General features: G+C 45.7%; 10 protein-coding genes. 8 read left to right on the plus strand and 2 right to left on the minus strand.

All coding sequences use genetic code 11. From position 1 onward, the window contains the following. Positions 1-37 precede the first annotated feature (37 nt). Complete coding sequence (locus tag O3C43_22215; GenBank protein MDA1069208.1) at positions 38-1,144, minus strand: DNA alkylation repair protein; 1,107 nt, start codon at positions 1,142-1,144, stop codon at positions 38-40. A 105-nt stretch (positions 1,145-1,249) separates the two neighbouring features. Here O3C43_22215 and O3C43_22220 point away from each other — a divergent pair, with 105 nt between their 5' ends. From O3C43_22220 to O3C43_22255, 8 genes are all read left to right on the plus strand, one after another. After that, the gene (locus O3C43_22220; protein MDA1069209.1) at positions 1,250-2,278 is read left to right on the plus strand and encodes a hypothetical protein; all 1,029 of its coding nucleotides are present in this window, start codon (positions 1,250-1,252) and stop codon (positions 2,276-2,278) included. Positions 2,279-2,302: 24 nt separating this feature from the next. Further along, on the plus strand, positions 2,303-3,355 hold the full coding sequence (locus tag O3C43_22225; GenBank protein ID MDA1069210.1) for a purine nucleoside permease: 1,053 nt from the start codon (positions 2,303-2,305) through the stop codon (positions 3,353-3,355). 44 nt (positions 3,356-3,399) lie between these two features. Further along, entirely contained in the window at positions 3,400-4,401 is a 1,002-nt protein-coding gene (locus tag O3C43_22230) for a helical backbone metal receptor (protein MDA1069211.1), read from the plus strand. A 362-nt stretch (positions 4,402-4,763) separates the two neighbouring features. Next, a complete protein-coding gene (locus O3C43_22235; GenBank protein MDA1069212.1) occupies positions 4,764-6,254 on the plus strand; it encodes a DUF1302 domain-containing protein in 1,491 nt (496 codons plus the stop codon). 65 nt (positions 6,255-6,319) lie between these two features. Then, complete coding sequence (locus O3C43_22240) at positions 6,320-6,763, plus strand: DUF1302 family protein (protein MDA1069213.1); 444 nt, start codon at positions 6,320-6,322, stop codon at positions 6,761-6,763. Between the two features lie 20 nt (positions 6,764-6,783). Then, positions 6,784-8,148, plus strand: a complete 1,365-nt coding sequence (locus O3C43_22245) for a DUF1329 domain-containing protein (GenBank protein MDA1069214.1) — start codon at positions 6,784-6,786, stop codon at positions 8,146-8,148. Positions 8,149-8,365: 217 nt separating this feature from the next. Next, positions 8,366-9,256, plus strand: a complete 891-nt coding sequence (locus O3C43_22250) for a YCF48-related protein (protein MDA1069215.1) — start codon at positions 8,366-8,368, stop codon at positions 9,254-9,256. After that, positions 9,249-11,588 carry an MMPL family transporter gene (locus O3C43_22255; GenBank protein ID MDA1069216.1) on the plus strand — a complete coding sequence of 780 codons (2,340 nt, stop codon included), beginning with the start codon at positions 9,249-9,251 and terminating at the stop codon, positions 11,586-11,588. The genes O3C43_22250 and O3C43_22255 overlap by 8 nt, the downstream gene beginning before the upstream one ends. 114 nt (positions 11,589-11,702) lie before the next feature. Here O3C43_22255 and O3C43_22260 read toward each other — a convergent pair. After that, the coding region (locus tag O3C43_22260; GenBank protein ID MDA1069217.1) for a hypothetical protein at positions 11,703-12,175 on the minus strand (473 nt) is incomplete at its 5' end.

The following is a 12,175-nucleotide window of genomic DNA, read 5'->3' on the forward strand; positions in this document are numbered from 1 at the left end:
TCCCAGCATGATCTAGGTATCCCATTCCAAATGCTCGTCAATCACCGTGCCAAATAAAAATACCGTGAGCCAAGTCCAAACTCCCCTCCCCTTTAGAAACACCATTTACGCGTACTTCGAAACGGTGATCACCTGGAAAGTGTTTCCTGGTAGATAGGTTTTTAAAGCTATGACGCTTCTCGATGAGAAGCTCGTTGGCGGTCTCCACTTTCTCGGAAATCTGAAAGACTTTGGACGAAGACTGCCCATTGGATTTTTTAAAATGGACCACATACTCCAAACGCACTTTCCCCAGCGCGTTTTTAGTGGTCTTAATGGAGCAGCTAAAGATGACTTCACTTCCTATCCTGACTTTCTGTTTATCAAAACGAACGGGAGAGCAGATAACAGAATGAGGAGACGAAAAACCAAAGAGTTGCATGACATCCGGACGTCCCTGTTTCAAGAGCGTCCGGCACGCATGCTTAATAATCCAGTCTGCCTCCTTACTCGTTCCATGCCACCGCTTAACCAGTTCAATCACCTTTTCAGGATGATCTTTACTGATGTCATTCAAATTGTTTGCCACCGACCTTCGCACATAATCTTCCGGATCAGCTTTAAGAATTTCAAGAACCGGGGAAATCGGAGTGGGATCTTTTTTCAATTCTTTCAGCGCGAAACTCCAAGGCAATCGAGGTCGACAACCCTCACTTGCCAATCTGCGATGATGCATATCCGAGGATTTTGCCCAAAGTTTCAGTTGTTTGAACATCGGCTTGGGATAGCGTTCGATAAACGGCCGAACGGCGAATTCAGACGAACACATTTCAGTGAACTGTTGAAGCGCAGGAATCGATTCTTCCAAGTAACCCGTTCCGTATCGCCCCACAAAATCGGGGAATACCAAAGAATCGAAACCTTTAAATTGCTCAGCAACCTTACACAGGATAAACAGAGCATCAGGATACTTCTCGGGCAAACAACGGTGGACGCAGTCAGTTATTTTTCTCATGCGATCCATGAGTTCCAGTTCTTTCCAGGGAGAAGCTGTAACTGCTTCGACAAAAGTAACAGCTCGCAGCCCCGGAACATGGAACTCGAGCGCCTTGGCTAGTTTTTTGATAAACGGAGGCTGAAAAAACTGATCCTTCAATTGACTCATTAATTAACGCTAAAGACACTATTCCAAATGAACAGACCCAATCCAGTATTTCCCGTTATCTTAAAGGAATGGACGAATCCTCCAACTTCATGTAGGAACCAAACTTTGATTATTGAAGCCGCCTCGATGCTCCACGTTCTTATCTTCCAAACAATAGCCAAGCCCATTTGGGACAGACGTGCGCTTTGGGGGTTTTATCTGGCAGTGTGGGCCTTGAGTTGGTTCTTTCCGGCAGAGATCGTCCCAAATCAAATTATTGTGGTGATGCTCGTATTGACGGTTTTTGTAATTCCCCATCAAGTAGCGGACTTCTATCTACCACCTTGGATATTAAATCCACCCTGGAAGTCCAAGTTGTCCTACTGGGTATCGGCGATCGGATTGTTAACGGCGTTTGGCCTGATCACCTATGGCATTTGGATTTTTTCATTTAATTTCACGATAGCACTTTTCACCCCATTAATCATTTGGCACTGGGGCAGCCTGGACACCATACACCTATATCCTTCCCGCGGACCATCATGGCTAGCCGGAAGTATTGGACGCGGAACTCTGGTCTTAATAGCACCTCTTTACTTTAGGCCACTTGAGACACAGGAACTCTTTCTAAACTTCGTCGGAACAGATTCCAGTAACATTTTAAACACTCTGTATTCGTTATCAGGTTACTTGTTGGTGTTTGCTGTATTTTTGGAAGTTTTGGCAATTTTGATCCACAAGTTTGTTCGAGTCCAGGGTTTGCCATTAAATGTGTCCGCTCATTTAATGGAGTCTCTGATGCTGCTTCTATCCTTCCGATTTATTCATCCGCTTTATAGTATGGCTTTTTATTTTTTGGTCTTACACCCATTGCGACACATGTACAGGACGCCTGCTTATATTCCGGAATCACGTGGTGTTCTCCTCGAGGGAGATGGGATAATAAAAAACCTTTCCTTTCATTTCCAAAAGACAAACTTCCTTAGTTTTCTGGCAATCCTTGCTTTGTGTTTTTGGTTTTCCTGGAAACTATTTGTGGGCGATACGATGATAGAAGCCACAGCGGCCTGTATAAAAATTTTTGCTTTGGTACTCATACCCCACAGCCTCGTAACTCTACTTGTTGACTTTAATCCAAAGCAACTTGAAGGGTAGCGTCTAACAACCCACTTTTCAGAGATGATGAATTCAAATTTCCCCGCAATACTCGCATGCCTCCTATCATGCTATGGGGCAAGCACCCTACTTTTTGCGGAGAACAAAATCCCAATAAAGGCTGTCATCGTCTCCATGTTTGAGAACGGTGAGGATACGGGCGACAGCCCCGGTGAGATGCAATTCTGGGTCGAACGAGGCAACTTCAATAAAAAAATGAATTTCCCGCTGGGCTTGCATGACCTCTATTACCGCAACGATGGGGTCCTTCTTACGTGCACCGGTGGCGGAGTTACCAATGCGACAGCAAGTGTCATGGCTCTGGGGATGGACCCGCGGTTCGACTTTTCCAAAGCCTATTGGATAATCGCGGGAATTGGCGGAGCCGATCCGGCCGACTCTGCCTTGGGTGATGCGATTTGGGCAAACTGGGTAGTCGATGGTGACCTCGCCTATGAAATCGACGCACGTGAAATCCCCGACGATTGGGACTACGGATTCATCGCACTTGGCGCAAAAAAGCCAGATACTTTGGAAGACGGCTGGACAGTCGATACGATTGCCTACCGCCTAAATCCTGATTTGGTGAACTGGGCCTTCTCGATCACCAAAGACATTGACCTCGGCGATGACCCCGAAATAGCCGCCTTCCGCAAGAAATTCAAAGGGATGCCCGAGGCAAATCGTCCTCCTAAAGTCATGATCGGAGACACGCTTGGCTCAAGCACCTACTGGCACGGAGAACTGCTTAATCATTGGGCGAACAACTGGATGAAACTGCACACCAATGGTGAAGGGAACTTCGCGACTACGAACATGGAAGACAACGGTACCCTTACCGCTCTTCACCGCATGTCTCGTACAGGTCTTGTTGATACACAAAGAATCCTGGTATTAAGAACTGCCAGCAACTTCTCAACCCCTCCTCCCGGTGAAGCGGCGGTGTGGAGCACAACTGCCGACTATCCCGCGAACAGCATTCCAGCCAAAGAAGCTGCTTACAAAGTCGGAAATACCGTTCTGGAAGCGCTACTTGCTAATTGGGAAATGTATGGTGCAGCGCCTCCAAAAGGGTAAAGGAGTGAAGGGACATTATCCAGAAACCGAGGTCTTTGAGGTGTGTGAATAAAATCTCCAACTCAGCCATCGGCATAGTTTTCGTCCTGATCCTCACCGTCGGATGGTGGGCATGTAGAAACAAGGAGAAGGATTCTCCAACAGAGGTAGATCCAGAACCACCGGTACAACTCATCGAAGTCCAAGATGCCCGAGAAAAAACAATCAGCTTCAAGCGCTCAGCGATTAAGGTGGTTTCGCTTGTACCGAGTTTGACGGAATACATTTTCCAAATCGACAAAGAGCATCTGTTGGTTGGCAGATCGGAGTGGTGCCGGTTTCCGGTGGAAGCATTAGATATTAAAGTAGCAGGCGGTGTGGATGAACTCGATGAGGCAACGATTTTAGCCATGAGGCCAGATGTCGTTCTGATGAGTAAAATGATGAATGAAGGTGCGATCGAATCCCTGGAGTTGAAAGAGATGAAGGTCGTGGTTTTTGATCAGCAAAACTGGATATCGATTCAGAGTGATTTGGAAATACTGGGACGGATAATAGATAGTACAGGCGATGTTAAGACTTTGATTGGATGGATGGCAGGACAGCAGAAATCGGTGAACGATCAAATCAATGAATCGCGGCCTCATGAAGGTGTTAGAACAGCCGTCCTGTATGACCTGGATAATCTCTACACTGCTGGACCGGATACTTTTGTAGATGAAATGATTAATCTCGCGGGCGGGGATAACATAGCGAATGAAGAAGAATCTCAATGGCCGACGCTTTCATTGGAAACTCTTTTGGGAAAGCAACCTGAAGTTATTATCATTGCGATTGATGCGGAAAATCCCACGACCATGTCCGAATTGGTCCGCAATTTCAGTACCTCTGGAAACTGGTCTCACCTGGAAGCGATAAGGGACAATAGGGTATATATGATAGATCGCGATTTACTTACGATTCCCGGACCCAGGCAAATCCTAGCCTTACGCCAGATTGCAAGTGCTATTCATCCGGATTTATTTGAGAAACCAGTTGGTCTGTTACAACTGGATCTACTCAAATAAACTGATCGAGGAAACAAATCCTGTTTTTAGCCCGACTAAAGCAGGTCACTCAAAGTATCGAGCAATAGTTCTTCCGGTTATTTTCAAGGTTTACGTGCATTTTTTGAATGCTGATCCGTAAGAGCGTCAAAAGAATGTAAACCGGGAAGCCGAAAGTAGTAATCAATTTTCATTTAGATATGAAAACTGCAAATACAGAGGCCTAAATCCTGTCTAAGTAAAAAACATTCTCATACTGCTCAAAATCATCCATTTGAAAAACGGCTACTTAAACAATCACCTTTTTCACTCCTTTAACTCGTATATCAAAATCCATACCGCCTGAAAACGCGACCATGCGATCAGTCCCATCCAGACATATTATGAAAACGTGCTCCTTACGCTTACGTTCCGGTATTATTGGAAGTTTAACAACACTTCTACTGCTGATAACTCATGGAACCCATGCTTTGGTTTTCGAGATCGGCGAATTAACCGCTCAACTTGATACCACGCTATCCATTGGAGGTTCTTACCGAACTTCAAATCCAAGCCCGGATCTTATTGGCCTGCCAAATGGTGGAAACCAATTTTCAATCAATCTCGACGATGGAAACCTCAATTACGAAAAAGGTTGGATTTCAAAAGCAGTCAAGATGACCAACGACTTGGAAATCTCTGGCGAAAACATGGGAGTATTTACCCGTCTGACCAGTTTCTATGATTGGGAGAACGAAGACGGCACTCGAGCCTTTCGTCCTTTGAGCGATGCCGCCCTTAATCAAGTTGGAAGCGATTCCGAGATTCTGGACGCCTTTTTCTATATAAATTTGGACGCAGGAGACATGCCCCTCGATCTCCGTTTTGGTAGCCAGGTTCTCAGTTGGGGTGAAAGTATTTTTATTCAAAACGGCATTAATTCCATTAATCCCGTTGATGTGAGTAAGTTACGCATACCTGGTGCTGAGCTAAAAGAAGCTCTAAAACCAGTGCCCATGGCCAGCTTCAGTATTGGCCTAACAGAAAATATTACTCTTGAAGGCTTCTATCAGTTCCGCTGGCAACAAACTATCATTGATCCAAGGGGCTCTTATTTCAGTACTAATGATGTAGTTAGCCGCGGGTCCGACAGACTTTATCTTGGATTCGGAGCAATTCCGGAAGGTGCGCCTTTTGGGTTCGTCCCAAGAGCTGCCGACATTGAAGCATCCGACGATGGTCAATACGGTTTGGCGATGCGCGTTCTTGTTCCCCAATTGAACAATACAGAGTTTGGATTTTATTTAATAAACAATCATAGTCGCGTACCATTAGTGAGCGCCATCACTCCTACCGAATTTATTAACCCCGATCTTTCAGGCCCGCTAACCACGGTGTTCGTGTTAGCAGGAATGCCACCAGAAGTAGCTTCAGCGCAAGCAGCTGGATTGTGGGGACTGGCTACAGCCGTCCAAACATACGGACCTGGTGCCGTTACACCAGAACAACTCGCCATCCTGACCTCGCCAGACAGTCAAGGCGCCTTGGAAGCAGCCGGACAATTCGCATTTTTCAATGCGGCAGCCACGGCACGCTACCAGGTTGAATATCCAGAGGATATCAACCTTTATGGCGTCAGCTTTAATACCGATATCGGAACCACCGGTTGGACGCTTCAAGGAGAACTGTCCTATCGCCAAAACCAACCCCTGGCCCTGGACGACGTGGAAACTATCTACGCCGCTCTATCAGCCATCAACCCGGCTTTCGCACCCATCAACAGCTTCGGAAATTATTTCGGTCATTTGGGTGAACGAATCCAAGGCTATCGCAACAAGGATGTGTATCAGTTTCAGCTTTCTACGATTCGTGCATTCGGTCCAACCCTTGGTTGAACGAACCCAGGGTTCAAATCCCCCAAGATAGCCTGGTGGAGTCGTAGACCAAAAAAACCTGCAACATGATATTGGTCGCAGAGGCCGGTTACACAAGCGTTCCCGGTTTAAGCGACACCACTATCCCGTTCGAAGGACCAGGAACAATTACTTCGTCAAATCCTCTCGCTACGACGTTTGGCATTCAACCGGTAACAGAACCTGCATCCAATTTTGCAACATCATCTTCATGGGGATACCGAACCGTTCTTCAACTTGACTACAGCGATGTGTGGAATGGCATCAATGTATCTCCTAGCTTTCAATTTGCCCATGATGTAAATGGAATCACCCCCAACCCGATTCTAAATTTCCGTGAAGGACGCAAATCCATGACACTCGGATTGAGGTTCGACTACCAAAGCAAATGGTCATCTGATTTGCAATTCACTCAATTTTGGGGTGCCGATACTCATAACGATTTGAGCGATAGAGATTTTCTATCTGCCACGGTCAAATACTCCTTCTAAACTTCCTACCTAGAAATATAATGAAGACTGTATCAAAAATTCTGATTCTCCTAACAGCAGCCGCTACCCTCGGTAGTCCTTCGTCGTTCGGAAAGGTTTCACAAACCGAGGCTAACAAATTAGGCAAGGAGCTTACACCCTTAGGTGCTGAACAGGCAGGAAATGCAGACTTATCCATCCCGGCATGGGAAGGCGGAATAACTGAAGCACCGGCTGGCTACTCTCCCGGGATGCATCACCCTGATCCTTTTTCTGGCGATCGCCCTCTTTATACGATTACGGCAAACAATATGAACCAATACTCGGGAAAGCTGACAGAGGGTCATAAAGCCCTGCTCAATGCTTACCCAGAGACGTATAAGCTTCCAGTTTTCCAGTCGCGCAGATCTGCCTCCAATCCAAAGTCGATTTATGATAACTCCATCAAGAATGCAACCAAGGGTGAATTAATTCAGGACGGAAACGGAATAAAAGGCACAGCCATTGGGGTTCCGTTTCCTATTCCTCAAAACGGCCTCGAGGTGGTATGGAATCATTTGACGCGTTATCGCGGAAAGTCTGCTGCCAGATATACGGCACAGGTCTCCCCTACTCGCTCAGGAAGCTATACATTGGTTAACATTGATGACCAGTTTCTATTCAACTACAATACTCCGGGCCAAACGGAAGATAACCTGGAAAACGTGCTGATCTATTACAAACAGAAGGTTGTGGCACCCGCTCGGTTGGCAGGTTCTCTTCTGGTAGTTCACGAAACCATCGACCAGGTTAAGGAACCTCGAAGAACGTGGACCTATAATGTCGGGCAACGGCGGGTACGTCGCGCTCCCAATGTAGCTTACGATAATCCGGGAACAGCCTCTGACGGATTACGTACCAGCGACCAACTCGACATGTACAATGGTGCTCCTGACCGCTACGATTGGAAATTGGTGGGGAAAGCTGAGTATATCATCCCCTACAATTCTTACACCCTGCACAGCGATAATATTAAAATTAAAGACATCATTTCACCCAGGCATATTAACCAGGACTTGGCACGCTATGAACTTCACCGTTGCTGGGTAGTTGAAGCCACTCTCAAAGAAGGCACACGTCATATTTATTCGAAGAGAACCTTCTATATCGATGAAGATTCATGGCAGATCATGGTTGCAGATCAGTATGATGGCCGCGGTGAACTTTGGCGCGTTTCCGAAGGTCACTCCATCAACTATTATGATGAGCTTACTTTCTGGACAACTCTTGAGCTTCATATGGATCTTTTCTCAGGTCGATACAATGCCGGTGGTCTCGATAACGAAATGAAGATGTATGATTTCGCCGCAGAGATTTCCCAAAGCGACTTCTCAGCCCAATCATTAAGACGCGAAGGATTGAGATAAATCAGGAGGATAAACAAAGGCGGGTTATAAAAAATCATGTCTTTGACATTTCTAAAAACTCTCTGTTACCTGCCCACGCAGTAACTTAATGTATTTAGTTTCATCCGCTTGCTCTATTCACCCAAGTTTCCGACATCTCCTTGCATTCGCATTTACCGTATTTTCGGCAAGCAGTTTCGCCGCTGATCCCTCGCCTGCGATAAGACATTCGGAGAGAATGCCGCTGTCCCCCAAGTCGCTTCTATTGGATATAGCCGTTTTAAACGATGAAGTGGTGGTAGTCGGCGAACGAGGACACATTTTGAAAAGTCGAGACGATGGACTTACATGGCGACAAATTAGTACCCCTACTCGAACGACCTTGACCAATATTGAATTTGTAGACGATCGGTATGGGTGGGCCAGCGGCCACTCCGGTGTGATATTAGCTACAACAGATAGCGGAGATAATTGGAAGCTCATTTCCGAGCCAGACCCGGAAATCAGCTATTTTGATACACTATTTTTTGATAGGGACAATGGGCTGTTTGTTGGCGCATATGGTGAATATGCCAAATCGGACGACGCAGATACTAGTCTTGAAATGGAATTAATTGATGAAGAGGGACTTCATTTTTATGGAATAGAAAAAAGCCCTAACGGAACATTGTATCTCGTTGGAGAAAAGGGGCAGATCTTCCAGTCTGGAAATGAAGGACTTGGTTGGAGGAAACTGGATTCTCCCTATGAAGGATCGTTATTTGGCATCCTTTGTTTGGACGATAACACCCTACTGATCTACGGCCTGAGGGGGAATATTTTTCGCTCCAACGATGCCGGAGAAAATTGGCAATCCATCGAACAGGAGATTCCGGTCATGCTCACAGCAGGAATAGAACTCTCATCGGGTAACATTCTCATTTCAGGGATTACTGAAGAAGTTTTTATGAGTAATGATCGAGGGCAGACTTTCCATCCTATTAAACAAGAAGGAATTGATGGGACTGTTGCGATAGCAGAGACTACGAATAAACAAGCGATACTTTTTTGTGGAAGACATGGTGTACTAAGCGTCCCGGTGGAGTCTTTAGATTCAGCTTTAAGTAAAGCCATTTTAAACAATGAGTAACCACGTCCTAACCATAAAGCTCAGCCAAGGATTGTTTAACAACCGCAAGGCCGTGCTAGCCGTATTCGGATTGGTTACCATCGTGATGATCTGGTTTACGATTAACACAAAGATTGATGCCAGTTTTAACAAACAACTACCATCCAATCATGAATACATCCAAACCTTTACCAAATACCAGGACCAGTTTGGGGGAGCAAACCGCGTAGCCATCGCTCTTACGTTGGATGAGGGTACGATTTTTTCTAAAGCGTATTTTCAAATTCTAAAACAGGCGACTGATGAAACTTACTTCGTCCCAGGAGTGGACAGGGCTCAGGTAACCTCGATATGGACGCCCAATACGCGATACATAGAAATAATCGAAGACGGTTTCTCTGGCGGTAATGTTGTCCCGGCAGACTTTTTGGGATCAGATGAAGATCTCGCTAAAGTAAAAGCTAACATCATCAAGTCCGGGACCGTTGGATTACTCGTAGCCAGCGATTTTTCTGGGGCATTAATCTTAGCTCAATTGCAGGAAATTGATCCGCAGACCGGAGAAAGAATAAACTACATTGAAGTAGCGCAATATCTGGAAAAAAATATCCGGGGAAAATTTGAGGCGCAAGGGTTGGAGATGGGACTGAAGGTACGCATCATTGGTTTTGCGAAAGTGATGGGTGACGTGGCAGACGGCGTACTCAATGTAATTTTGTTTTTCGCTGTCGCCTTCATAATTACAGCAGTGCTCGTTTTCTTTTACAACAAATCACTCAAGCTTACTGTCCTTTCGTTAGCCGCATCCCTCATAGCGGTCGTGTGGCAACTCGGCCTGCTCCGCTCCATGGGATTCGGGATCGACCCCATGTCCATACTGGTGCCTTTTCTGGTATTCGCAATTGGAGTGAGTCATGGGGTACAAATGGTACGTTCCTTTCGCTCCGGCGTTTTTTCCGGATTAAGTGGAAAGGAAGCAGCGCAAGAAAGTTTTGAACAATTGCTCATCCCGGGAGGAGCTGCCCTACTCACAGACACCATTGGATTCGTAACCATTCTTTTGATTGATATTCCTATCATTCAAGAACTGGCGATCACTGCCAGTTTAGGTGTGGCGGTGATAGTTTTTACAAACTTGTTTTTGCTGCCTGTTCTTCTGTCCTTCCAACAACTTGATTCAAGTTATAAAAAGGAAATCCTGAAGAGGAGAGAAAGCAGGAAAAGCTTGTGGGATCGAATGGCCCAGGTTTCGCAAACGAAGCCTGCGATTCTAACATTAGTAATAGCGGCCCTTCTCGCCACCCAAGGCGTACAATACGCTGGTAAAGTTAAAATTGGCGACTTACAACAGGGAGTCCCCGAACTGCGGTCCACTTCAAGGTACAACGAAGATAGTCATGTCATAACGAGTTCCTTTACCATCGGTGTCGATTTGATAACCGTCATTGCTGAAACCCAGCCTAATGGAGTCATCGATTATGAAGTCATGGAGCTAATCGATCGCTTTGCGTGGCATATGAGAAATGTCAGAAATGTGCAAACGGTGGTAAACCTGGCCAGCATTTCCAAGCTTTCCAATGCAGGTTTCAGTGAGGGATATCCCAAATGGGAAATTCTACCAGAACACCCGGCAATACTCTCCCAGGCCATTAGCCCCTTCGAGCCAACCAGTGGACTTTACAATGAAGATGGGAGTGTTGTCCCCATCATGATCTACCTAAAGGATCACACGGCAGAAACAATCGAACGGGTTATTTTGGCTGCTAAAGAATTTAGAAAAAATAACCCTTCAGAAAAAGTAACGTTTAACCTGGCCAGCGGAAATATAGGAGTCATGGCAGCTCAAAATGAAGTCGTTGCGGCTGCACAATTCCCGATACTTATGTACGTTTTCGGAGCAGTGATACTCCTGTGCCTACTCACCTTTCGGTCATGGCGCGCCGCGTTTTGTATCGTCGTGCCTTTAGCCCTGGTTTCCTTATTGGCCTATGAGCTTATGTATCTACTTGGGATTGGATTGAAATCGAGCACTTTGCCTGTCGTTGCGTTAGGTATTGGAGTGGGTGTTGATTACGGAATCTACCTATTTGCACGCTTGCAGATTTATTTGGAACAAGGCGATTTTTTTGAGGACGCCCTGAGAAAATCATTAAAACGGACGGGCAGTGCTGTGGTTTTTACAGGAATCACTCTCGCGATCGGTGTTTCTACCTGGATATTCTCAACATTAAAATTTCAGGCCGATATGGGCATCCTGCTTACCTTCATGTTTTTGCTAAATATGCTGGGTGCCATTTTCCTTTTACCGGCAATAGCTCGCTGGTTGTTTCCTCACCACTTCCGGGGAAAATAAGAAGAGGTCCTAAATCAAAGCACGACCCCTGCTATAGTAAAGAATCGATCATTTTTAAAAAAATTAAAAATAGATTGGTGATCGAGCTTATCAATTAAGAAAAACGTTCATACTTCATCGGTCGGGTAAGGGTATTATCTCAAATTTCCCCCTGGTTTTTCTAATTCTGATACTTTCTCCCGGAGCAAAAGTTGTTAGTCGATCTTTGTCTGCAATATGCGGTTGATCAGGCAATCGTGCCGAAGCCTTCGAGCTTTTATAATTTGCAAGCGTCGTTTCGAATCCATCGGGACAGCGGCTTGAAAAATCTTTCATGTCCAGATCAACGATGTGATTGTCACCATGATCATTACCTAAATTCACCAATCGCTGGATTTCGACATTTGGTTGAATAGCAACGGATCCAATCGCTTCTGGAAATGAAACACTGTGTGCAGTCAGGTTTTTACTCTCTAACGGCTCAAAATCAGAAAAATCATTGTTGTTCCAAACAGGTCTATCCCCTCCAAGTCCCATGCTTAGAATCCTCGATATACCTCCGGTTCCACTCCCATCCATAAACTTGTTTCCGGTAATCCTATGGACTC

Source organism: Verrucomicrobiota bacterium (assembly GCA_027622555.1).
Lineage (GTDB): Bacteria > Verrucomicrobiota > Verrucomicrobiia > Opitutales > UBA2995 > UBA2995.

Excerpts from the sequence above, each read along its gene's own strand:
- O3C43_22225 (MDA1069210.1), top strand. The coding sequence starts at position 2,303 with ATGATGAATTCAAATTTCCCCGCAATACTCGCATGCCTCCTATCATGC.
- O3C43_22245 (MDA1069214.1), top strand. The coding sequence starts at position 6,784 with ATGAAGACTGTATCAAAAATTCTGATTCTCCTAACAGCAGCCGCTACC.
- O3C43_22215 (MDA1069208.1), bottom strand. The coding sequence starts at position 1,144 with ATGAGTCAATTGAAGGATCAGTTTTTTCAGCCTCCGTTTATCAAAAAA.
- O3C43_22250 (MDA1069215.1), top strand. The coding sequence starts at position 8,366 with ATGCCGCTGTCCCCCAAGTCGCTTCTATTGGATATAGCCGTTTTAAAC.
- O3C43_22240 (MDA1069213.1), top strand. The coding sequence starts at position 6,320 with ATGATATTGGTCGCAGAGGCCGGTTACACAAGCGTTCCCGGTTTAAGC.
- O3C43_22235 (MDA1069212.1), top strand. The coding sequence starts at position 4,764 with ATGAAAACGTGCTCCTTACGCTTACGTTCCGGTATTATTGGAAGTTTA.
- O3C43_22255 (MDA1069216.1), top strand. The coding sequence starts at position 9,249 with ATGAGTAACCACGTCCTAACCATAAAGCTCAGCCAAGGATTGTTTAAC.